This is a genomic window from Bacteroides sp. HMSC067B03 (genome assembly GCF_001811315.1).
Classification (GTDB): Bacteria; Bacteroidota; Bacteroidia; order Bacteroidales; family Bacteroidaceae; genus Bacteroides; species Bacteroides faecis.
This window is the reverse complement of the sequence record NZ_KV804450.1, coordinates 47,733-71,484: the sequence shown is the minus strand read 5'-3', so window position 1 is coordinate 71,484 and position 23,752 is coordinate 47,733. Positions and strand designations below refer to the sequence as shown.

General features: G+C 44.2%; 15 protein-coding genes. 4 read left to right on the top strand and 11 right to left on the bottom strand.

The features are described from left to right. Positions 1 to 597: 597 nt before the first annotated feature. The 6 genes from HMPREF2794_RS21980 to dapF all read right to left on the bottom strand — a co-directional run bounded on the left by HMPREF2794_RS21980 (position 598) and on the right by dapF (position 7,955). A complete protein-coding gene (locus HMPREF2794_RS21980; RefSeq protein ID WP_010538425.1) occupies positions 598 to 2,787 on the bottom strand; it encodes a glutamine synthetase III family protein in 2,190 nt (729 codons plus the stop codon). A gap of 44 nt (positions 2,788 to 2,831) precedes the next feature. Continuing rightward, positions 2,832 to 4,292: an ammonium transporter gene (locus HMPREF2794_RS21975; protein WP_010538424.1), complete on the bottom strand. Its 1,461-nt coding sequence runs from the start codon at positions 4,290 to 4,292 to the stop codon at positions 2,832 to 2,834. Positions 4,293 to 4,372: 80 nt separating this feature from the next. Further along, positions 4,373 to 4,729: a P-II family nitrogen regulator gene (locus HMPREF2794_RS21970; protein WP_010538423.1), complete on the bottom strand. Its 357-nt coding sequence runs from the start codon at positions 4,727 to 4,729 to the stop codon at positions 4,373 to 4,375. 143 nt (positions 4,730 to 4,872) lie between these two features. Beyond that, positions 4,873 to 5,634, bottom strand: a complete 762-nt coding sequence (locus HMPREF2794_RS21965) for a hypothetical protein (RefSeq protein ID WP_070752686.1) — start codon at positions 5,632 to 5,634, stop codon at positions 4,873 to 4,875. Positions 5,635 to 5,829: 195 nt separating this feature from the next. Next, positions 5,830 to 7,062, bottom strand: a complete 1,233-nt coding sequence (locus HMPREF2794_RS21960) for an LL-diaminopimelate aminotransferase (RefSeq protein WP_010538421.1) — start codon at positions 7,060 to 7,062, stop codon at positions 5,830 to 5,832. A 71-nt stretch (positions 7,063 to 7,133) separates the two neighbouring features. Then, the gene (gene dapF / locus HMPREF2794_RS21955; protein WP_010538420.1) at positions 7,134 to 7,955 is read right to left on the bottom strand and encodes a diaminopimelate epimerase; all 822 of its coding nucleotides are present in this window, start codon (positions 7,953 to 7,955) and stop codon (positions 7,134 to 7,136) included. A gap of 415 nt (positions 7,956 to 8,370) precedes the next feature. Between dapF and HMPREF2794_RS21950 the strand changes: the two genes are divergently transcribed. Next, positions 8,371 to 8,667 (top strand): thioredoxin family protein, encoded by a 297-nt coding sequence (locus tag HMPREF2794_RS21950; protein WP_022301891.1) that lies wholly within the window; start codon positions 8,371 to 8,373, stop codon positions 8,665 to 8,667. Between the two features lie 101 nt (positions 8,668 to 8,768). Here the strand turns inward: HMPREF2794_RS21950 and HMPREF2794_RS21945 are convergent, their stop codons facing one another. The 5 genes from HMPREF2794_RS21945 to gltB all read right to left on the bottom strand — a co-directional run bounded on the left by HMPREF2794_RS21945 (position 8,769) and on the right by gltB (position 18,460). After that, positions 8,769 to 9,506, bottom strand: coding sequence for a glycerophosphodiester phosphodiesterase (locus HMPREF2794_RS21945; RefSeq protein WP_010538418.1), 738 nt, complete (start codon positions 9,504 to 9,506; stop codon positions 8,769 to 8,771). A 210-nt stretch (positions 9,507 to 9,716) separates the two neighbouring features. Next, positions 9,717 to 10,562 carry a hypothetical protein gene (locus HMPREF2794_RS21940; RefSeq protein ID WP_010538417.1) on the bottom strand — a complete coding sequence of 282 codons (846 nt, stop codon included), beginning with the start codon at positions 10,560 to 10,562 and terminating at the stop codon, positions 9,717 to 9,719. Positions 10,563 to 10,641: 79 nt separating this feature from the next. Next, positions 10,642 to 12,321, bottom strand: a complete 1,680-nt coding sequence (asnB, locus tag HMPREF2794_RS21935) for an asparagine synthase B (RefSeq protein ID WP_010538416.1) — start codon at positions 12,319 to 12,321, stop codon at positions 10,642 to 10,644. 163 nt (positions 12,322 to 12,484) lie between these two features. Continuing rightward, positions 12,485 to 13,825: a glutamate synthase subunit beta gene (locus HMPREF2794_RS21930; protein WP_010538415.1), complete on the bottom strand. Its 1,341-nt coding sequence runs from the start codon at positions 13,823 to 13,825 to the stop codon at positions 12,485 to 12,487. 87 nt (positions 13,826 to 13,912) lie between these two features. After that, the gene (gene gltB / locus HMPREF2794_RS21925; protein WP_022301890.1) at positions 13,913 to 18,460 is read right to left on the bottom strand and encodes a glutamate synthase large subunit; all 4,548 of its coding nucleotides are present in this window, start codon (positions 18,458 to 18,460) and stop codon (positions 13,913 to 13,915) included. Between the two features lie 361 nt (positions 18,461 to 18,821). Between gltB and glmS the strand changes: the two genes are divergently transcribed. The 3 genes from glmS to carA are packed head-to-tail and all read left to right on the top strand — an operon-like array spanning position 18,822 to position 23,752. After that, on the top strand, positions 18,822 to 20,666 hold the full coding sequence (glmS, locus tag HMPREF2794_RS21920; RefSeq protein WP_010538413.1) for a glutamine--fructose-6-phosphate transaminase (isomerizing): 1,845 nt from the start codon (positions 18,822 to 18,824) through the stop codon (positions 20,664 to 20,666). 20 nt (positions 20,667 to 20,686) lie between these two features. Continuing rightward, on the top strand, positions 20,687 to 22,570 hold the full coding sequence (locus HMPREF2794_RS21915) for an amidophosphoribosyltransferase (protein WP_022301889.1): 1,884 nt from the start codon (positions 20,687 to 20,689) through the stop codon (positions 22,568 to 22,570). 27 nt (positions 22,571 to 22,597) lie between these two features. Beyond that, positions 22,598 to 23,752, top strand: a complete 1,155-nt coding sequence (gene carA / locus HMPREF2794_RS21910; RefSeq protein WP_010538411.1) for a glutamine-hydrolyzing carbamoyl-phosphate synthase small subunit — start codon at positions 22,598 to 22,600, stop codon at positions 23,750 to 23,752.

Here is a 23,752-nt window from a genome sequence, read left to right as displayed (position 1 = left end):
GCAAATGACGCAAGAATAAAACTTTATTTTTTTGAGATTTATCCTTGTGGACGGATTGAACGGTAACGCATAGCGAGAATGCGACAGGGAACGAATGCACACTTAACCGACACATAACATAGTCGGAGGTGAAGATACAGGACATAAGCAGATACAGACGGAAAATGGCCGTTTGTTGAGAGCGGTCTTATTTCGCTTGCATAGGTTCAGCTAAAAGAATACTTATGGGGAGAGAAAGTCCAAATGCTTCTCTCCCTATAAATATTAGCTTTCTCTTTGGAAAGTTTGTGTATTAGGAAAGAATATGTAACTTTACACCAAGAAAGCCCATCAGTAGAGCATAAAAATGCTATTTTGTTACTATTCTGTTACCCATCATTAGTAGTGATGGGCTTTTTATTATCTTTATTTGTTTTATAAATTGCTGATAAATAAAAAGATAGACCTTATTTCTCAATAAAGCCTATCTGCAAACTTAAAACAACCAACAAAAGAAATAGATAATTTCAATTAAATGAGGAATGAAGAATTAGCTGTGCGTTTATCACAACCTGCATAGTAATTCTTCATTTTTAGTTCTTCATTTATATTATATGCTTATCTTACAAACAGTAACTCTCTGTATTTTGGGAGTGTCCACATTTGGTTGTCAACAATCAGTTCCAACTTGTCAATGTGATAACGGATCTCTTCCAATGCCGGCACGATTGTATCATGATAAGCGATAGCCTTTTCACGTTCACTCTCAATCTTATTTGCAACCTTACGCGCTTCGATCATGGCATCTACATGTTCCTTGATGAAGGCGGTGCGGTCAGCGATTTCTTCAATCAGTTCCAGGTTTTTGGCTGACAGTTTTGCTGCCTTTTCTGCCGGAAACAGGGATTGCATCTTGTAGACATTGTTAATCAGGTCTGTCTGATATTGAGTAGCTACCGGAATGATATGATTCATTGCCAGGTCGCCTAATACACGGGCTTCGATCTGAATCTTTTTGGTATATGTTTCCCATTTCACTTCGTTTCGAGCTTCGAGTTCCTTTCTCGTCATTACACCGATTGCTTCGAACATAGCGATGGTTTCCGGTTTCAGATAGTTGTCAAAGATGACAGGGACGCTTGTTTCACAATCCAGACCACGACGGGCAGCTTCTGCTTTCCATTCGTCGCTGTAACCGTTACCGTCGAAATGAATGGCTTTACATTCCTTGATGTATCCACGGATGATTTCAAGTATGGCAGAAACTTTCGGCTCTCCCTTTTCAATCAAGGCATCTACATCTTTTTTAAACTTCTTCAACTGGTCTGCTACGGCAGAGTTTAGGGCGATCATGGCAGAAGCACAGTTTGCTTCGGAACCTACGGCGCGGAACTCAAAACGGTTGCCGGTGAAGGCAAATGGGGAAGTACGGTTACGGTCTGTATTATCAATCAGCAGTTCGGGAATTTGCGGGATATCCAGTTTCATACCTTGCTTGCCGCTAAGACTGATCAGGTCATCCTTTGTGCTGTTCTCAATATGATCCAGCACTTGAGACAACTGTTTGCCTAGGAAAGAAGAAATGATTGCCGGAGGTGCTTCGTTAGCTCCCAGACGGTGCGCATTGGTAGCGCTGGAGATGGAAGCTTTCAACAGTCCGTTGTGATGATAAACTGCCATCAGGGTGTTGACGACGAATGTCACAAAACGCAGATTATCTTCCGGTGTCTTGCCCGGTCCCATCAATAAAATACCAGTGTCGGTACCCAGAGACCAGTTATTGTGCTTACCCGAACCATTTACTCCCTTGAATGGCTTTTCGTGAAGCAATACGCGGAAACCGTGACGACGGCTTACTTTACGCATCAGCGACATGATTAGCAGGTTATGGTCATTGGCCAGATTACATTCTTCGAAGATAGGAGCCAACTCGAACTGGTTTGGAGCCACTTCGTTGTGACGGGTTTTTACAGGGATACCCAGTTTGAGAGCCTCAATTTCGAGGTCTTTCATAAAGGCAGCTACGCGGGTAGGGATAGCACCGAAATAGTGATCTTCCAACTGTTGGTTCTTGGCACTGTCATGTCCCATCAGCGTACGTCCTGTCATGAGCAGGTCAGGGCGTGCGGCATACAGACCTTCGTCTACCAAGAAATATTCCTGTTCCCAGCCCAGGTAGGCAACTACTTTCTTCACTTCCGGATTGAAGTAGTGACATACGTCTACGGCAGCTTTATCTACGGCACGCAATGCTTTCAGTAATGGAGCCTTATAGTCGAGAGCTTCACCGGTGTATGCGATAAACACAGTGGGGATACAGAGCGTATCATCTACAATGAATGCAGGTGAGGAAGGGTCCCATGCGCTATAGCCACGGGCTTCGAATGTGTTGCGGATACCGCCACTCGGGAACGAAGAGGCGTCCGGTTCCTGTTGAACCAGTAGCTTGCCTGAAAACTCTTCCATCATACCGCCCTTGCCGTCATGTTCAATGAAAGCGTCATGCTTTTCTGCCGTGCCTTCGGTAAGCGGTGCAAACCAGTGTGTATAATGAGTGACACCCATTTCAACCGCCCATCTTTTCATTCCGGCAGCTACTTCGTCAGCTATGCTACGATCTAGGGGAGCCCCATTGTCAATAGCGTCAATCAGCGCATTGTACACCTTACTGGGAAGGTATTTGAACATCTTTTCTTTGTTGAACACATACTTGCCGAAATATTCCGAAGGACGTTCAGCGGGTGTCGGCACTTCAACAGCTTTCTTCTTGAACGCTGTTTCTACTACTCTGAATCTAAGTTTTGACATAATACCTAATTTGATTTGTTGTTAAATATGTTAGAGTAAAAAATTTAGTTATAAGCAGATTCTCCGTGTTCGTAAATGTCGAGGCCTTCTTCTTCGACACGTGCCGGAACTCGCAGACCATGAACCTTATCAAGTACTTTGAAGATGGTGAATCCCATACTTGCTGCCCATGCTCCGACTACTAATGCTCCGAAAATCTGTGCACCAAGGAAACCTGCTCCGTGTCCGTAGAATAAACCTTCACTGGTAGAAAATAGCCCCGTGAGAATTGTTCCCAGAAAACCGCAGACTCCATGTACGGATGAAGCACCGACAGGGTCGTCAATTTTCAATACCTTATCGATAAAGTCAACGGCGAGTATCATTACTACGCCACAAATAGCGCCAATCACTACTGCTCCTGTCGGAGATACTGCATCGCATCCTGCTGTGATACCTACCAGACCTGCCAAAACTCCATTTAGTGTCAGAGATAAGGATGGCTTGCCATACTTCATCCAGCTAACTACCAGCGCAAAGAAACCACCGGCGCAAGCGGCCAGGTTGGTTGTCAGGAAGACATGAGAGATTGCAATTGCATCCGCTTCAGTACTTGCAGCCAATTGTGAACCAGGGTTGAAGCCGAACCATCCGAACCAGAGAATGAATACACCTAATGCTGCGACTGTCAGATTATGTCCCGGAATAGCTTTTGATCTTCCGTCTTTTCCATACTTACCGATACGCGGTCCCAAAATAGCAGCACCTACCAGAGCAATCCAACCACCTACAGAGTGAACGACTGTTGAACCTGCAAAGTCATGGAAGGTGGTTCCAAAGAGATTCATCATGAAAGAGCCTTCTTCACCGTTCATCAGCCAACCACCTCCCCATGTCCAATGACCGGAAATTGGGTAAATAAGCACACTGATAAAGATTGTGTATACTAGATACATTGAGAATTTTGTACGTTCTGCCATTGCTCCGGACACGATGGTAGCTGCTGTTGCACAGAACACTGTCTGGAAAACAAGGAAACCTTCTTTGGGCAAATCGCTATCCAGAAAAGACAAGTTAAAGAAGTGAGGCATTCCGATGAATCCTCCTGCACCGAACATCAGCCCGAAGCCAATAAACCAATAGAGCAGTGAGCCGAACATGAAGTCTACAAAGTTTTTCATTAAAATATTGGCAGTATTCTTCACCCTTGTGAAACCGGCTTCGACTAATGCAAATCCCGGCTGCATAAAGAATACCAGCATTGCTGCAAGCAGCATCCAAACAGTATTTAATCCGAGTGCCAGCTCTCCAATTGTATCGGAAGCACTTATGGCAGCTTCTTCAGATGTTGTTGCTACTTTAACAGGGTCTGTCGCAATTTCAGTGATGGTCTCTGTAACCGCCGTAACAGTATCGGTGACAACAGTTTTTTGTGCGAAAACGCTCGTAGTGAGACAGCTGAAAATGAGCATAGCAGTAGCTATCCACAGCTTTACAGAGCTGTGCTTTTTATATATTGTATCCATAATGATTATCTTATTTAATACCTTTTTATTATGTTATAATCCGCAAGGAAACCTGATTCCGGCACCTTGCCGGTTGTTGGTTAGCGTTCTTGTTCGGCGTTATAGAGGGCAATGTCGCCTCGCTCGGCAGTGCGGATGCGGATGGCATCTTCGATGGGAATGACGAAAATACGTCCGTCGCCGATTTCTCCGGTTTGGGCGGCTTTGATGATTGCCTGTACCGTTTTCTCTGCGTTTTTGTCGCGTACTACAATCGAAATCAGGATACGTTCGATTGTACTGGTATCATATACAACTCCACGATAGATACGTCCTTGCCGTGCTTTACCGATGCCTCTTACATCATAATAGGAGAACCATTCGATATCTGCTTCAAGTAAAGCATCTTTTACGTCCTCGAATTTGGTTTTACGGATAATAGCTTCAATCTTTTTCATATACCTTAAATATTAGTGTGACTTGTAAAAAAAGAGGTATAGGGGGCAGCCATAGCAGGTTACCATACAACAAACCGATAAAATCTAAACTCTAACTACCTTTTCTATTCCCTATACACTCTTTAGATATAAAATTCTCTCTCTTAAAAACTTAATCCGAATGTGAAGTGAGCACCTTCCGTGCGTGGATTGACTGATACTTTGGCAAACGCCGGAACCGAGAAAGAATCAGTGACTTTGATTTCTTTGGTAGCTCCGAGGCTGATATCCGATACGCAGAATCCACTTGTATACCCATTATAAAAAGATGTTTCCCAAGGTACTATGCCTAAATCTACCATCCAGTCGAGTCCACCCAATTGGAAGGGTGCGCTTAGTGCGAGGTAGGATGAATAGGCTCTTTTCCCATTCCCTTTCACTCCGTCAGCTCCTGCAAAGTTGGTATACCAATTGACAGCCAGCGGACCAAAATCATATCCAATCTGTGCTTCAAAAACATGGGCGGTTGAATGAGCGCCATATTTGAAATACTTGTTGGTAGAATAGATCGTTTCTCCTTCATCGTCTACTCCTGACGGAACCTGAGTATTAAACCAGTAATCAGTGATCGAAACACTAAAAACATTTATTGAATAGCCGAGTGTTAAATCGAATTCTTTAGTGTCTGATGACTCAAATCCTGCTGATCCCCATACTCCGAGTGAAAAACCTTTGTAAGAGATTCCCAGTGAAGGTTGGATACTTACTCCACCCAGGTCCTGACCACGCCAGATATAACCGCTTACCAAATCTGCTCCTACAGAAGCTTCTACTTTATTTTGTGCCTTCATGGCGGATGGCACAATCCCCGTTAGTAATAATGCTACTATTATTACCCCCAATTTTTTGTTAATCGTCGTTTTCATCGTCTTTTTACCTTTAAAAGTTAGAAAAATGTGGATGTACGGTCCAGTGTTATATAGTAGCGCGCAAAATACTATCAGTTAAATGAAGAATTAAGAATGAAGAATCAGAAACAACAAGTTAAAATGATAAACTCAAAAGAACTATAGTCGAGATGGGGGTATCTCATACTGCAAAAAAATCTTCATTCTTCATTTCTAAAGCCAGTTTTTAATCCTTCTCATCGCTTCGATACAGTCGTTACGATCGCCGAAAGCTGTCAGTCGGATATATCCTTCGCCGCTGGGTCCGAAACCTACACCGGGAGTTCCGACTACGTTAGCTTCATATAGCATCTGTTCGAAGAATCGCCAGGAAGAGAGTCCGTTCGGAGTTTTCACCCATAAATAAGGCGCATTGACTCCGCCGTATACTTTCAGTCCGGTAGCTTCCAGTCCTTCTTTCATTATTTTTGCATTGGTCATATAATAATCAATCGTTTTTTTGATCTGTGCTTTTCCTTCTGCACTGTAGACTGCTTCCGCTGCCCGTTGAGTGATGTAGGAAGTGCCGTTGAACTTAGTACATTGGCGACGGTTCCACAATCTGTTGAGTGGAATACGTTCACCTTCCAGAGTGGCAGCGGTCAGTTCCTTCGGTACTACGGTGTAGCCGCAACGTACTCCGGTGAATCCTGCTGTCTTTGAAAAACTACGAAATTCGATCGCGCATTTCTTTGCACCTTTTATTTCGTATATAGAGTGGGGGACATCCGCGTCCTGAATATAGGCTTCGTATGCGGCATCGAACAAAATCAGTGTATCATTTGCCAATGCGTAATCTATCCACTTCTTTAGTTCCGGTTTCGTTAGTGTGGTTCCTGTCGGGTTGTTCGGATAGCAGAGATAAACAATGTCTATCCGTTTGTCGGGAATCTCCGGAATAAAGTTGTTCTCACTTGTGCAAGGCATATAGGTCACATTGCTCCATTTGCCTGTTTCTTCTTCCAGTATTCCGGCACGTCCGCACATAACGTTGCTGTCTATATATACCGGATAGATAGGGTCTGTGACACCGACACTGTTGTCATGACGAAGAATGTCTCCTATGTTACCTGTATCACTTTTTGCTCCGTCACTGACAAATATCTCCGATGACGAAAAATGGATTCCCCGGGGAGCAAAATCATTTTTTATAATGGTTTCAATCAGAAAGTCATATCCCTGTTCAGGACCATATCCGCGAAATGTATCTTTACTTGCCAGTTCTTCTACTGCCTTGTGCATAGCTTCGATACAGGCTTGGGGAAGCGGCTGGGTGACATCTCCGATACCTAACCGGATGATATCCTGTTTAGGGTGCGTTATTTTGAACGTATTTACCTTTTTCGCTATATCCGAGAATAAATAGCTTCCCGGTAGTTTTAAGAAATGTTCGTTTACTAATGCCATATTGTTATTGTTTTAAGTTTTGCTATATTCTTATCTTTAATTGATTGTTCGGAAACGCTTATTTCATCAGCCTATTTGGGTTGGCCGTTGTCTGCTTCTATTTCTCCATCGAAAACTTTGGTTGCCGGTCCTGTCATTAATATATGTCCCGAGGCTTCTTCCCATTCGATAGTGACAGTTCCTCCGTCCATTATAATATCGCTTTTTCTTCCTGCAAGTCCGTTGATACAGGCTGCTACTGCTGTTGCGCACGCACCTGTTCCGCAGGCTTGAGTTATTCCCGATCCTCTTTCCCATACTCTCATTCGTATGGTATCTTTCCCAATTACTTGGGCGAATTCTACATTTGTCCTGTCCGGGAAGAGATGATATTTTTCTAGCTCAGGGCCTATTTTCGGCAGATCGATCTGAGAGATATCTTCTACAAAAGTAACCAGATGAGGATTTCCCATTGATACTTGGGTAGACCGGAAAGGATATTCTTTTCCAAAACAGACTTCACCTGTTTCCAGTGGACTCCCCATATCTACCGTGACTGCGCTAACCGCTTTTCCATTTATATGTAGTTTCAGGATTTTAATACCTGACAATGTATCAAGGGTGATTTCTGTCTTATCCGTCAATCCGTACTCATATACATATTTGCCTACACACCGACTTCCGTTACCGCACATCATCGCTTCGGAACCATCTGCATTGAATATACGCATGCTGAAATCAGCTTTGTCAGAAGTACCAATCAATATAAGTCCGTCACTTCCGATTCCCGTATGGAATCTGCTCCATGCAATCGCCTTCTTTTCAGGATCTGCTATCGGATATCTGGTAGTATCTACATAGATGTAGTCATTTCCTGCCCCGTGCATTTTGGTAAATTTTATTGTATTTGTCATTTTGATCCTTATTTATTGATTGTTGTAACCTTTTGTTTTATTACGATGCAAAGATATGACTTTTTGCTTTATGTTTTAGTTGAAAGTATGTCTAATATCTATTTATTTTTATCAAACTTTCAATTGATTTGTATACAGGGATCTTTAGTGTTAATCTGAAATTTTACATGTGCTTATTTTGATAAATTATTATTTGGTGGATTCGTTTTGCATATCTTTTCATAATATATGAGGATTTTATAGTCAATTTCTCCTGTATATTACTATAAAAACAAGAAATGACTTCTTTTGGTTTTGACGATATGAAAGTGAATTTGCTTATTTGTATGACATATTGTTTATCGAATATGGAGAAGAACCTTTTTTATATATTCATTGTTCTCTTCCTAACAATAACATAATAAATGTAGGAGATATGGATATAGAGAAACAATTGGAAGTTGCCGCACAGAGCAATCATTTGGTATTGGTTGTGTTTTACGCTGACTGGTCGCCTCATTATGAATGGATAGGACCTGTGCTCCGCACTTATGAGCAGAGAGTGATAGAACTGGTAAATGTGAACATTGAAGGAGATAAAGCCGTAGCCGATTCATATAATATTGAGACGGTACCTGCTTTCCTCCTATTGCATAAAGGACATGAACTGTGGAGGCAAGTAGGTGAGTTGACGGTAGAAGAGTTGAAAGAGGTATTGGAAGATTTCAAATAGCTTCTATTGGGATTTTATGTAAAAAGCACCATCATGCATATTGGTTTACTGCATGATGGTGCTTAATATTGTTTTAGCTCTTAGAAATTTTCTGTGAGTGATTATTTTAGCATATCTTGTGCCACAATCGGTTCATTGGTCGTAATGAAATCCACCTTCTGGTCAATCAGCCACTTCATGTCTTCTGCTTTGTCTACCGTCCAGACATTGACTTTCAATCCGAGATCATGTGCTTCTTTGATCCATTCGGGATGTTTTTTGATTACTCCCATGTGGTAGTCAAGTCCGGCAGCGCCGAGGTCTTTCAGTTCTTTGGGAGATAGTTCTCCGTTGAGGTAGAATACCGGGGTTCCGGCAGGTGCCAGACGGATAAACTCTTTCATTGCGTGCAGCGAGAAAGTGATATATTCCATACGATCTTCCAGTCCCATCTTTTTCACCATGGCAAGGATTTCCTGTACGGCTTTTGTTTCACGTTTTTTGCTGTTATGCGCTTTCAGTTCAAGTATTAGCTTAGTATTGCATTTTTTGCCGGCTTCCAGATATTTTTGCAGGCTGGGCAGATTTTCTCCGTTTGATAGTTTCAATCCTGTAAGAGCATCTCCCTTGGAATATTCCATGTATTTCATCTTGTAGACAGGATCGTGGTTGACAACCAGCTTATTGTCTTTGGCAAGCCATACATCAAATTCGGAACCATAGCAATGTATAGAATCCGCCTTTTGCAAAGATGTGATGCTGTTTTGGGCAGAACCTGCTGTTTTCCAATAGCCACGATGAGCGATAACCTGTGACTTTTGTGCTTGAACGCTAGCTACTGAAATGATAAGGGCGGCCATTAGAATAATTCTTTTTATTTTCATTGATAGTACGTTTAAAGAGTTTATGAGTCCAAAAATATAAAAAATAAAACACAGATTAGCTTGTTATTATGCTAATCTGCGTTAATTGGCTGCTTTTATGCATAGAAATATAGACTTTTTATTCTTGACTTTACAAACTGATGAATAAACATTGGCCGATATCATCTATGGAGAAGATAATGACAACTAATCAGGAGTTTCATCATTTGAGCTTTTGATGATAATAGGGAAAGTGAAATGTTGATATTCCGGACGGTATTTCCCATTAATATATAAAACCTCCCAAGGATAGATTTCTTTTAGCTTCTTTTTGATGGCTGTTATTATCGGATGGCTCTGGTCTTCGGTCATGACTTTATCCAGTCGGATTTTGACATTGCTGTCTATATAGTGTCCGTCAGCGGATAAATCGAAATCAGATAAAAAGATAATATGTCTTTTTCCGCTTATTTCGGGGAACTTTTCCCAAGGGAAATGTGCCTGTAGACTATCTCTGATTTGTAATAGCTTGATCCCTTCCTTTCGGCTATTGTGATAAAACACTTTATCTGTGACAACACCGTCTTTGATAGTCAATACACACTCCTCCATGTAGTTTCTGTCGAAACCTCCGGCACCAAAACGTATAATATCACCCCGGCCTAACCGTACTTTTCCGCTAAACCAGGAAGCAAAGATTCCATCGTCTGTTTTATATTCACTAAAAAAAGAATCTATTCCCTTAACTTCTCTCTTTTCTGTGCTATGGTTTTCCGATATTTCAATAATGACCTTTTGAAGGTACAATTGATTATTCTTTATTTCCCAGACTCCTGTATATCCGTCCCAGTTTGCAGTCGTCCAATGTCGCTCTTTGGGCAAAAATTCTCTGAATTTAGTGTTATGTATGGAATCTATGTCAATCGGTTGGGCCAGCATATCCCATTTCACTCCGTCTATGAATAGTATTTCTGATTCTTGTGAAGTAGAGAATGCAGAAGTAATACTTAGCAAGGAAAAGATGCACCAGCACCATAAAAACTTAATGTTCATTTGTTTATTGAATGATAGATGATAAATATATTCTCAAAGGTATGAGTTTATTTCAGACATCTATCATTTTTCAACCGATTTATTTTATCCGTTCGTCATAAGCCTCTTCATGTATTCCTTTTACCGCTCTGCCGCTTGGCTCATTTAAATTTTTGAAAGCTGCATCCCATGCGAGTGCTTCTGCTGTGGAACATGCTACACTGGGTACGCTCGGTACGCTGCGTGCCGCACTTTCACTGGGGAAATACTCTTCAAAAATACTCCGGTAATAATATTCTTCCTTGTTCTGTGGGGTGTTGATCGGGAAACGTTCGGCTGCATGTTTCATCTGTTCGTCGCTGACGGCAGCAGCTGTCATTTCTCTTAATGTATCAATCCATGAATATCCTACACCATCGCTGAACTGTTCTTTCTGCCTCCATGCCACGCTTTCCGGCAACATGTCGGCAAAAGCTTCACGTACAATTCGTTTTTCGATCTCTTTACCGGGACACATTTTAGCCTTCGGATTCAAAGTCATTGCCACATCCAGAAATTCTTTATCCAGAAAGGGAACACGTCCTTCTACACCCCAGGCAGACAGACTTTTGTTGGCACGGAGGCAGTCGTACATGTGAAGTTTTGAGAGCTTGCGTACGGTTTCCTCGTGGAAAGCCTGTGGAGTAGGGGCTTTATGGAAGTAAAGATAGCCTCCGAAAACTTCATCGGCCCCTTCACCGCTCAGCACCATTTTGATTCCCATTGATTTGATAACACGTGCCAGCAAATACATAGGGGTAGAAGCACGTACAGTAGTCACATCATATGTCTCGATAAAATAAATGACATCCCGGATAGCGTCCAGTCCTTCCTGAACCGTATAATTAATTTCGTGATGAACCGTACCGATGTATTCTGCCACTTCACGTGCCTTGCTCAAATCGGGTGCCCCTTTTAGTCCGATAGCAAAGGAGTGGAGTTGAGGCCACCAAGCGTCACTTGCTCCGTCTGTTTCGATACGTTTTGCTGCATATTTCTTGGCGATAGCGGAAATGACGGAGCTATCTAGCCCGCCTGAAAGAAGGACTCCATAAGGAACATCACTCATCAACTGGCGATGAACAGCATCTTCCAATGCTTCTTTTACGTCATAGGCTTTGGCTCCGTTGTTTTTTACAACTTCGTAGTCTGTCCATTCACGGGTATACCAACGTTTCATTTTCCCCTCTTTACTATAAAAGTAATGTCCCGGGAGGAACGTCTCGTATTTTTCACAGAAGCCTTCGAGTGCTTTCAGCTCACTGCCAAAATAGATTTTTCCATCCTTGTCTTTCCCTATATATAAAGGTATGACACCGATAGGGTCCCGGGCAATCAGGAATTCGTCTTTTTCTTCATCATAAAGAACGAAAGCAAAGATACCGTTGATATCTTCCAGGAAATGAATGCCTTTATCTTTGTATAAAGCAAGGATTACTTCGCAGTCACTTCCTGTTTGGAAGTTGTATTTACCGGCATATTTTGCACGGATATCACGGTGGTTGTAGATTTCGCCATTTACGGCAAGCACTTGTTTGCGATCGGGAGAGTAGAGGGGTTGCCCGCCACTTTGCGGGTCAACGATGGAGAGACGCTCGTGTGTCAGAATGGCGCTTCCGCCTACGTAGATGCCACTCCAGTCCGGTCCGCGGTGACGGATTTTCTGAGCCATTTTCAGTGCTTTGCTTCTTAGTTCCTTAGTCTGAACTTTTATGTTGAGTATACCTGCTATTCCACACATAACTTTAAGTGTTTGGGGGTTATATAATATATTGTTTTCTCGCTATTCTTTTTAAATGGATTGGTTATAATTCTTTCGTTCCACCTAGGTTTTTCTTTCGTTCTACCCAGGTGGAACGAAAGAATCATAGTAATCCAACTTTTTCTTATTACCTGTCGTAGTACTATTTGGTCAGGTAATCATCTATCTTAGCTGCTGCCGCCCGTCCTCCTGCCATAGCCCGTACTACCAGACTTGCGCCTGTATCCGCATCTCCGGCAACGAATACGTTTTCCGGGAATTTAGGTTGCTCCGGTTTCAGGAATCCCATAGCCAATAGTACCAGATCCGCCTCGATTACTTCCTTCTTGCCTGTAGGCTTCATCGTTGGACGTCCGCCGTCTGCTGTCGGAGTCCATTCCACCTCTTCCACTTCTACACCTGTAACCTTACCGTCTTTCCCGAGGAACTGGTTGGAGGCCAGGCACCAGCGACGTGTACAACCTTCTTCGTGGCTGGAAGTCGTTTTAAATACTACAGGCCATTGAGGCCACGGAGTAGCCGGATTGTGACCTACGGGCGGTTTGGGCATGATTTCAATTTGTGTAACACTGGTTGCTCCCTGTCGTACACTGGTTCCGATACAGTCTGATCCGGTATCGCCGCCACCGATGACAAGTACCTTTTTGCCTTTAGCGTTCACTAACTTATCCTTTGCGAAAGTCTGACCTTCCAGAGTCCGGTTTTGCTGTGCCAGCATTTCGAGTGCAAAGTGAATACCTTTCAGTTCACGTCCCGGAATACTCAAGTCACGGGCAACGGGGGTTCCGGTACAAATGCAGTAAGCGTCAAAACCTTTCGGCAAATGATGGACGTCTACTTCTACTCCCATCTCAAACCGGATACCTTCTGCTGCCAATATTTTCATACGCCGGTCAATGACATTTTTATCCAGTTTGAAATTTGGAATGCCGAAACGTAACAATCCTCCCGGTGCTTCGTCCTTATCAAACAGGGTGACGGTGTAACCTTTCTGGTTCAACTGATTGGCAGTTACCAGTCCGGCAGGACCGGCACCGATCACTGCTACACTTTTTCCGTTTCTTCGGGGTGTTTGTACCTGTATATATCCTTCACGAAAAGCGGCTTCTACGATAGCCGCTTCATTCTCGCGAATCGTCACCGGCTGGTCGCAGGATAGTTTCAGCACACAGGACTTTTCGCAAAGGGCAGGGCATATACGTCCGGTAAATTCCGGAAAGTCGCAGGTTGAGGATAAAATTTCATACGCTTTTTTCCATTTTCCTTTGTATAATGCGTCCTGCCATTCCGGCTGTTTGTTGCCTATCGGACATGCCCAATGGCAGAATGGTACGCCACAGTCCATACAGCGGGAAGCCTGCAACTTGCGGCTGTTTGTATTCAATGTCTGTTCTACCTGACTATAGTCAGTGATGCGCTCGCTTATGGGGCGGTATCCCGCTTCCTGGCGAGGTATATTTAAAAATGCTTTTGGATCTCCCATTTTCTTTAATCTTAAATATTAAGTGTTAGGTATTAAGTATTAGCCGTAGCCTTCTGCATCGTTAATACCTGATACCTATTACTTGAATTAATAGTCTCTCTGCATATCTGCAATTTTCTGCTGTAACTTTCTCATCTGCTCTTCCTGTAGCACCTTTTTATATTCGATAGGTACTACCTGAATAAACTGATCGGCATAATGGTTCCAGTCATCGAGCATGGTACGTGCCAGTTTCGAACCGGTGTACAGATAGTGCTGTCGAATCAGTTCGTGCAGTTCTTTTCGGTAACTGGCCTCTTCGATCAGTGATAATTCTACCATCTCCATGTTGCAGAAATAATCGAAATTGCCGTCTTTGTTCCACACATAAGCTACACCGCCGCTCATACCAGCTGCAAAATTTCGTCCCGTTTGTCCCAGAACCACTACGCGGCCTCCGGTCATATATTCACAGCAATGGTCGCCTACACCTTCTACTACAGCGACAGCTCCCGAATTACGTACGGCGAAACGTTCGCCGGCACGCCCATTGATGTATACCTCGCCACTGGTTGCCCCATAAAGCAGGGTATTACCTGCAATTGTGTTCTTCTCGGCTTCGAAGTTGCTGCGGATAGGAGGCAGGACGGCGATACGTCCGCCACTCAAACCTTTACCCAGGTAATCATTGGCTTCACCTTCCAGCTTGAAATTTACGCCCGGCACCAGAAAAGCGCCGAATGACTGTCCCGCAGAACCTTTGAACTTTACATTCAAGGTATGTTCCGGCAAGCCTTTTTCTCCGTACTTCTTGGCAATGACACCGGAGAGCATGGCACCTGTCGCCCGGTCCGTATTGGCAATCGTATATTCCAGCGAAACTTCTTTTTCGTGTTCAATCGCCTCTTGGGCAGCGTCTATGATTGTCACATCCTTTACGGTCGAAATGCCGTGCTCCTGATCGGTGACGTGACGGATAGCCGCACTGTTGTCTATACGTGCCAGTAATTTGGTGAAGTCGATCAAGGCATGCTTCGGGTTCGGATCACCCGCAACGGATTTGCGTTCAATCAGGTCTGTGCGTCCGATGATGTCATCCATCTTGGTAAATCCCATTTCTGCGAGATATTCACGGACTTCCTGTGCCAGGAATGTGAAGAAGTTGACCAGATATTCACTACGTCCGTGAAAACGTTTGCGTAATTCTTCGTTCTGAGTAGCTACACCTACCGGACAAGTATTCTGATGACATTTACGCATCATCACACATCCCAATACGATCAGTGCGGAAGTAGCGAAACCATATTCCTCGGCTCCCATCAATGCCATTAAAATAATATCGCGTCCGGTTTTCAATTGTCCGTCGGCTTGCAGAACGACTTGTCCGCGCAGGCCGTTCAGAACCAGTGTCTGTTGTGTCTCGCTCAATCCCAATTCCGGAGAAATACCTGCATAGCGGATGGATGAAGCAGGAGAGGCTCCCGTACCGCCTTCGGCACCGGAAATGACAATCAAATCCGCTTTTGCCTTTGCCACACCCGCGGCGATTGTGCCGACTCCACTTTCTGCCACCAGTTTGACACTGATTTTGGCTTGTGGATTCACGTTTTTCAAGTCAAATATCAATTGTGCCAAATCCTCGATGGAATAAATATCATGGTGGGGAGGAGGAGAAATCAGCGAGATCCCCGGAATGGAGTGGCGTGTCTTGGCAATCACATCGTTCACTTTGAATCCCGGAAGCTGTCCGCCTTCACCCGGTTTGGCTCCCTGAGCTATTTTAATCTGTATTTCATCAGCATTAACCAGATATTCGGCGGTGACACCAAAGCGTCCGGAAGCTACCTGTTTGATGGCGCTTCGCATGGAAGTTCCGTCCGGCAGCGGGTGGAAACGGGAAGCGTCTTCACCACCTTCCCCTGTGTTGCTGCGTCCATGGATGGTGTTCATGGCAATTGCCATCGCTTCGTGGGCTTCCTTGCTGATAGAACCGAAAGACATGGCACCCGTCACAAAACGTCGGAGGATATTCTCTATAGGTTCCACTCGGTCGATAGAGATAGGATTGCGACGGAAACTCAGGAAATCACGCAGAAAAATAGGACTCTCCTTATCGTCTGCCAAATGAGTGAACTCTTTGAATTTCTTGTAGCTGCCTAAGCGGGTAGCCAGTTGCAACGTGCTGATTGTTTCCGGATTCCATGCATGTTTTTCTCCGTCTTTCCGGAAGGCATACAATCCTCTATTCAGTAACTCTTCACTCTTCACCTCCCGGATACCTTCATCGTGGAAAGCGATTGCGTCTTTGGCTACCTCTTCCAGACGAATACCTCCGATTGGTGACCCGATTCCACCAAAGTAAGCCTTACTCAATTCCTCACTGAGCCCGACAGCTTCGAAAATTTTCGCACCACGATAAGAGCGGATGGTGGAGATACCCATCTTGCTCATGATCTTGAACAGACCTTTGCAGATAGATTTGATATAGTTTTTCTCTGCTGTAGCATAATCCAGCTGAATATCTTTGTCCTTCACCAACTTGTCGAGGATAGCAAATGCCATATATGGATTCAGTGCGCTTGCTCCGAAGCCGAGCAATAAGGCAGCGTGCATAACTTCACGTATTTCTCCGCTTTCTACAATCAAAGCTGTCTGAACACGTTTGCCTACGGAAATCAGATGATGGTGAACGGCGCTTACTGCCAGCAATGAAGGGATTACCGCATGGGTGGCATCTACCTCACGGTCGGTCAGCACAATGTAGTTTACACCTTCCGTTACCGACTCTTCCGCCATTTTGCACAGCCTGTTCAGTGCTTCCTGCAAGCCGGCTTTTCTTTTCGATACTTCAAACAACATCGGCAATTTCACAGTCTTGAAACCCTTGTAGCGGATATTGCAGAGAATATCCAGCTGTGTGTTGCTTAGAATCGGATGATTCAGACGTACCATTTTGCAATGGCTTTCACTGGGAGTCAGAATGTTCATGCCTACCGCTCCGATATATTCCGTCAGAGACATGACGAGTTCCTCACGTAGCGGGTCGATCGGTGGATTAGTCACTTGTGCGAATTGCTGGCGAAAATAGTTGTAAAACAACTGAGGTTTATCGGAGAGTACAGCTAAAGGCGTATCATTCCCCATTGAATGAATCGGTTCCGCACCTGTGCTTGCCATCGGCATAATCAACCGTTCGATGTCCTCTTTGGAGTAGCCGAAAGTACGGAGCATCCGGTTATAATTTTCTACGTGATGAGGTACTTTGCGCCCGCTTTTCAGTTCATCCAGTTCGATACGGTTGGTCGACAACCACGTACGGTACGGTTTCGCTTCGGCAAGTTGTTTTTTCAATTCACCGTCATAGTAGATTTCTCCTTTTTTTGTATCAATCAGCAGAATCTTTCCCGGTTGCAGGCGTCCTTTTTCTTTTATGTCTCCCGGTTCGAAGTCCATTACACCTACTTCGGAGGCAACTACCATCAGGTCGTTTTTAGTGATCAGATAGCGGGCAGGGCGCAGACCGTTACGGTCGAGCATACCACCGGCAAAACGTCCGTCACTGAAGAGCAGGGCTGCCGGTCCGTCCCATGGTTCCATCAGGATAGAATGATACTCATAGAAAGATTTCAGGTCCTCGCTGATCGGGTTTTTCTCGTTGAAAGATTCCGGTACGAGCATTGCCATGGCATGTGGCAGGCTTAATCCCGACATAACCAGAAACTCCAGCACATTGTCCAGAGAAGCGCTGTCACTCATGCCCGGCTGTATAATCGGTCGGATCTCTTTGATATCTCCCAGATCAGGAGTGGAGAGTACACTTTCACGGGCCTCCATCCATCCGCGGTTGCCGCGAATCGTATTGATTTCGCCGTTGTGGGCCAACAAACGGAAGGGTTGTGCCAATCCCCATGTCGGGAATGTGTTGGTACTGAAACGGGAGTGTACCAGTGCCAGTCCACTGGTAAAATAGCTGTTCGTCAGATCGGGATAATAGTTGCGTAGCTGCAATGACGAAAGCATACCTTTATATATAATACTCTTGGTAGAGAGCGAAACGACATAAAAATCATTTCTTGTCGGAATGGCTGACAATCTGACTTTATTCTCTATCCGCTTACGGATCAGATACAATTTGCGGTCGGCAGCTTCCGTTTCCGTAAATCCGGTGATGAATACCTGTTTGATGTCCGGTTCATTAGCCAGAGCTGCTTCACCCAGAATTTCCGGGCAGGTAGGTACATTGCGCAAGTGCATCAATGTAAGTCCTTCTTTCTCTATTTCCTCAATAATGATACTTAAAATAGCTGCCTGGTCTTCCTCATTTTTCGGCAGAAAAAGCAGGCCGGTACCATAGCGTCCTTTTTCGGGAACAGGAATGCCTTGCAGTAAAATAAACTCATGCGGAATCTGTAACATAATACCTGCACCGTCTCCGGTTTTGTTATCCGCCCCTTCAGCACCACGGTGGCGCATGTTCTCCAATACTTTTAAAGCCGACTCAACAAGGTCGTGTGACTTTTTTCCGTGAATGTCCACCAGCATGCCAACTCCGCAGGCATCGTGTTCGTATGCCGCGTCGTACAACCCCGTCTGTTGAGGTGCTCGTTGGTAGGTGAATCCTTCTGTTGCGTTGTTAAAAAGTTCTTGTTTTTTCATTCTTTCTAGCTTTATTGTATGATAATACCTATTTATTCTATCAAAATGTTCGGCAAAATTAATGATTTAATTTCATAATGATAGTATTTTGTTAGTTTTGTGTAACACGAAATAAAAAGCCTGCTCTTTATTCTTTTAGATTGTAATCAAAATCTGCGGATTTGTATCAAATTTATTAGTTGTTTGCTTTTATTTTATTCTGATTGTAACTTGTTTCTTTTTGAGCTAAAAATAATATATTATTTAACTTTTTGATGTGTTTACAACTTTTTTATGTGCTTATGTCAAATAAATATAGGAAAATTTATCTTTATGTCATTTGGAATTCGTATATTTGCAACCGAAATAAAAATATCATAATATGTGTGGAATAGTAGGCTATATTGGTAAAAGAAAAGCCTACCCCATCCTTATTAAAGGGTTGAAGCGGCTGGAGTATCGTGGATATGACAGTGCAGGGGTAGCATTGATCAGTGATAACCAACAATTAAATGTGTACAAGACGAAAGGAAAAGTCTCCGAACTCGAAAATTTCGTCACACACAAAGATATTTCCGGTACAGTCGGAATTGCCCATACCCGTTGGGCTACACACGGGGAACCTTGTTCAGCTAATGCCCATCCTCATTATTCTTCTTCCGAAAAGCTCGCTCTCATTCACAACGGTATCATTGAAAACTACGCCGTTCTCAAAGAAAAACTTCAGGCCAAAGGTTACACCTTTAAAAGTAGTACCGATACCGAGGTGCTTGTTCAACTAATCGAATATATGAAAGTTACCCATCAGGTTGATTTGCTCACTGCCGTTCAGTTGGCATTGGGCGAGGTGATTGGTGCTTATGCGATTGCGATTCTTGATAAGGAGCACCCGGAGGAAATTATTGCGGCCCGCAAAAGCAGTCCGCTGGTGGTAGGTATTGGTGAAGAGGAATTTTTTCTGGCGTCGGATGCCACGCCGATTGTAGAATATACAGATAAGGTAGTATATCTGGAAGATGGTGAGATAGCGGTGATCAACCGGGGAAAAGAATTGAAGGTAGTCAATCTGAATAATGTGGAAATGACCCCCGAAGTGAAAAAGGTAGAGTTGAACCTCGGACAGCTGGATAAAGGGGGCTATCCGCATTTTATGCTGAAGGAGATTTTTGAGCAGCCGGACTGTATCCGTGATTGTATGCGCGGACGTATCAATGTGGAAGCGAATAATGTGGTGCTTTCGGCCGTGATTGACTATAAAGAGAAGTTGCTGAATGCCAAACGCTTTGTCATTGTGGCTTGTGGTACTTCCTGGCATGCGGGACTGATCGGTAAACACCTGATTGAAAGTTTCTGCCGTATTCCGGTAGAAGTGGAGTATGCTTCCGAATTTCGTTATCGTGATCCGGTGATCGACGAGCATGATGTGGTGATTGCCATTTCGCAAAGTGGAGAAACGGCGGATACACTGGCGGCAGTAGAACTGGCGAAAAGTCGCGGTGCTTTTATATATGGTATATGCAACGCGATTGGTTCCTCTATTCCCCGTGCCACTCATACAGGTTCGTATATCCACGTCGGCCCGGAGATTGGAGTAGCTTCTACCAAAGCATTTACAGGACAGGTGAGTGTACTGACAATGTTGGCATTAACTCTCGCCAAAGAGAAAGGTACGCTGGATGAGGCGCATTATCTCACAATTGTGCAGGAACTGAACAATATTCCCGAAAAAATGAAGGAGGTGCTGAAGCTGAATGATAAGTTGGCGGAATTATCAAAAACTTTCACCTATGCGCATAACTTTATTTACCTCGGACGCGGATATAGTTATCCTGTTGCTTTGGAAGGTGCGTTGAAATTGAAAGAAATATCGTATATTCACGCCGAAGGTTATCCGGCTGCCGAAATGAAACACGGACCGATTGCCTTGATTGATGCTGAAATGCCGGTAGTCGTCATTGCTACCCAGAACGGACTGTACGAGAAAGTACTGAGCAATATTCAGGAAATCAAGGCACGAAAAGGCCGGGTAATTGCATTTGTAACTAAGGGAGATACAGTGATCAGTAAAATAGCCGATTGCAGTATCGAACTTCCGGAAACAATCGAGTGCCTTGATCCGTTAATTACTACGGTACCTCTCCAATTGCTTGCTTATCACATTGCGGTGTGCAAAGGAATGGATGTAGACCAACCTAGAAATCTGGCAAAGTCGGTAACTGTGGAATGATTAAATAGTAAATAAATTAGATGGAACAATTGAAACATGAATGTGGCGTTGCCATGATACGGCTGCTCAAACCTCTGGAGTATTACGAGAAAAAGTACGGAACATGGATGTACGGTCTCAACAAACTCTATCTGTTAATGGAGAAACAGCACAATCGGGGACAGGAAGGAGCAGGACTGGCATGTGTGAAACTGGAAGCAAATCCGGGTGAAGAATATATGTTTCGTGAACGTGCATTAGGTTCCGGTGCTATCACTGAAATCTTTGAAAACGTACAAAGTAATTTTAAAGACCTGACTTCCGAACAATTGCATGATGCAGCTTTCGCCAAACGTACTTTACCTTTTGCCGGTGAAGCATACATGGGGCATCTGCGTTATTCCACCACCGGAAAATCCGGAATTTCCTATGTACATCCGTTTTTGCGAAGAAACAACTGGCGTGCCAAGAATCTGGCTCTCTGCGGAAACTTCAATATGACGAATGTCGATGAAATATTTGCCCGTATCACCGCTATCGGACAGCATCCCCGTAAGTATGCCGACACCTATATCATGTTGGAACAGGTAGGCCATCGCCTTGACCGTGAAGTGGAACGCCTCTTCAATCTTGCCGAAGCCGAAGGACTGACGGGCATGGGGATCACTCACTATATAGAAGAACATATCGAGCTGGCGAACGTGCTGCGTACTTCCAGCCGTGAGTGGGACGGGGGATATGTGATCTGCGGTCTTACCGGAAGCGGCGAGTCTTTTGCTATCCGTGACCCGTGGGGTATCCGTCCGGCTTTCTGGTATCAGGATGATGAAATTGCCGTATTGGCTTCCGAGCGTCCGGTGATTCAGACAGCTCTGAATGTTCCTGTGGAAGAAATCAAAGAACTGCAACCCGGACAGGCATTGCTTATCAGTAAAGAAGGCAAGCTACGGACATCGCAGATCAATAAGCCACGCGAAAGACGCGCTTGCTCCTTTGAGCGTATTTACTTCTCCCGTGGAAGTGATGTCGATATCTATAGAGAAAGGAAACTTTTGGGAGAAAAACTGATTCCCAGAATTTTGAAAGCCATTCATAACGATATCGATCATACCGTTTTCTCGTTTATCCCCAACACGGCTGAAGTTGCTTTCTACGGAATGTTGCAGGGGCTGGATGATTATCTGAATGAAGAAAAGGTACGCCAGATTGCTGCATTGGGACACAATCCCTGTATGGAGGAGCTGGAAGTTATTCTTTCCCGCCGTATCCGCAGTGAGAAAGTGGCTATAAAAGACATAAAGCTCCGTACCTTTATTGCAGAGGGAAACAGTCGGAATGATCTGGCTGCTCACGTATATGACATTACTTACGGAAGCCTTGTCTCCGGTGTCGATAATTTGGTGATTATCGATGACAGTATTGTGCGTGGTACTACCTTGAAGCAAAGTATTATCGGTATTCTCGACCGTCTTGGTCCGAAGAAGATAGTGATTGTATCCTCTTCACCGCAAGTTCGTTACCCGGATTATTATGGGATCGATATGGCAAAGATGAGCGAGTTCATCGCTTTCAGAGCGGCCATCGAATTGTTGAAAGAACGTGATATGAAAGATGTCATTGCTGCGGCTTACCGGAAGTCCAAAGATCAGGTCGGCTTGCCGAAAGAGCAGATGGTAAACTATGTGAAAGAAATTTATGCCCCATTTACGGATGAAGAAATATCTGCCAAAATGGTGGAACTGCTGACACCGAAGGGAACGAAAGCCAAAGTGGAAATTGTCTACCAACCGTTGGAAGGGCTTCATGAAGCCTGTCCGAACCACCTGGGGGACTGGTATTTCAGTGGCAATTATCCTACGCCGGGTGGTGTGAAAATGGTGAATCAGGCATTCATCAACTACATTGAGCAGATGTATCAATTCTAACAACCATACAACGATTCAGAAATAAGAATGAGAAATGTGACATTAATCCTTGACGACGGGAGCCGGTTTTCCGGTAAGTCGTTTGGTTACGAGAAGCCGGTGGCGGGCGAAGTAGTTTTCAATACCGCCATGACCGGATATCCGGAGAGCCTCACTGACCCTTCCTACGCCGGACAGCTGATGACTCTTACCTATCCTCTGGTAGGAAACTATGGAGTTCCTCCTTTTACCATCGAACCGAATGGACTCGCCACTTTTATGGAAAGTGAGAAAATACATGCGGAAGCGATTATCGTAAGTGACTATTCTTATGAATATAGCCACTGGAATGCAGTGGAAAGTTTGGGTGAATGGTTGAAACGTGAACAAGTGCCGGGTATCACGGGCATCGATACGCGTGAACTGACCAAAATACTTCGTGAACACGGAGTGATGATGGGAAAGATTGTCTTCGACAATCCAATTGACAATGGACAATTGACAATTGACAATTACGCTGCCGTGAATTACGTAGACCGTGTTTCCTGCAAAGAAATAATTTCCTATCTTCCTGACGGGACATCCCGTTCTTTTCCATTAACCATGCCCATTGCGCAGCTTAATTGTCAATTGTCAACTGTCAATTGTCAATTGAAAAAAGTACTTCTGGTGGATTGCGGAGTCAAGACAAATATAATCCGTTGCTTGCTGAAACGGAATGTGGAAGTTATTCGCGTACCATGGGACTATGATTTCAACGGACTTGAATTTGACGGGTTGTTTATATCCAACGGACCGGGTGATCCGGATACCTGCGATGCAGCTGTACAGAATATTCGCAAAGCAATGGCAAACGAGAAACTTCCTATCTTTGGAATCTGCATGGGAAACCAGTTGCTTTCGAAAGCCGGAGGGGCAAAGATTTACAAACTTAAATATGGACACCGCAGCCATAACCAACCGGTACGCATGGTAGGAACGGAACGCTGTTTCATTACTTCACAGAATCATGGTTATGCCGTGGATAACAATACGCTGGGTGCAGATTGGGAACCGCTGTTCATCAATATGAATGATGGCTCCAACGAAGGAATCAGGCACAAGAAAAATCCCTGGTTCTCCGCACAGTTCCATCCGGAAGCTGCGAGTGGTCCTACGGATACGGCATTCTTGTTCGACGAATTTGTAAACCTGCTAAAATAA

What these genes read in the sequence shown, in the direction of transcription:
- HMPREF2794_RS21980 (WP_010538425.1), bottom strand. Translation starts at nt 2,787, where the DNA reads ATGTCAAAACTTAGATTCAGAGTAGTAGAAACAGCGTTCAAGAAGAAA.
- HMPREF2794_RS21975 (WP_010538424.1), bottom strand. Translation starts at nt 4,292, where the DNA reads ATGGATACAATATATAAAAAGCACAGCTCTGTAAAGCTGTGGATAGCT.
- HMPREF2794_RS21970 (WP_010538423.1), bottom strand. Translation starts at nt 4,729, where the DNA reads ATGAAAAAGATTGAAGCTATTATCCGTAAAACCAAATTCGAGGACGTA.
- HMPREF2794_RS21965 (WP_070752686.1), bottom strand. Translation starts at nt 5,634, where the DNA reads ATGAAAACGACGATTAACAAAAAATTGGGGGTAATAATAGTAGCATTA.
- HMPREF2794_RS21960 (WP_010538421.1), bottom strand. Translation starts at nt 7,062, where the DNA reads ATGGCATTAGTAAACGAACATTTCTTAAAACTACCGGGAAGCTATTTA.
- dapF (WP_010538420.1), bottom strand. Translation starts at nt 7,955, where the DNA reads ATGACAAATACAATAAAATTTACCAAAATGCACGGGGCAGGAAATGAC.
- HMPREF2794_RS21950 (WP_022301891.1), top strand. Translation starts at nt 8,371, where the DNA reads ATGGATATAGAGAAACAATTGGAAGTTGCCGCACAGAGCAATCATTTG.
- HMPREF2794_RS21945 (WP_010538418.1), bottom strand. Translation starts at nt 9,506, where the DNA reads ATGGCCGCCCTTATCATTTCAGTAGCTAGCGTTCAAGCACAAAAGTCA.
- HMPREF2794_RS21940 (WP_010538417.1), bottom strand. Translation starts at nt 10,562, where the DNA reads ATGAACATTAAGTTTTTATGGTGCTGGTGCATCTTTTCCTTGCTAAGT.
- asnB (WP_010538416.1), bottom strand. Translation starts at nt 12,321, where the DNA reads ATGTGTGGAATAGCAGGTATACTCAACATAAAAGTTCAGACTAAGGAA.
- HMPREF2794_RS21930 (WP_010538415.1), bottom strand. Translation starts at nt 13,825, where the DNA reads ATGGGAGATCCAAAAGCATTTTTAAATATACCTCGCCAGGAAGCGGGA.
- gltB (WP_022301890.1), bottom strand. Translation starts at nt 18,460, where the DNA reads ATGAAAAAACAAGAACTTTTTAACAACGCAACAGAAGGATTCACCTAC.
- glmS (WP_010538413.1), top strand. Translation starts at nt 18,822, where the DNA reads ATGTGTGGAATAGTAGGCTATATTGGTAAAAGAAAAGCCTACCCCATC.
- HMPREF2794_RS21915 (WP_022301889.1), top strand. Translation starts at nt 20,687, where the DNA reads ATGGAACAATTGAAACATGAATGTGGCGTTGCCATGATACGGCTGCTC.
- carA (WP_010538411.1), top strand. Translation starts at nt 22,598, where the DNA reads ATGAGAAATGTGACATTAATCCTTGACGACGGGAGCCGGTTTTCCGGT.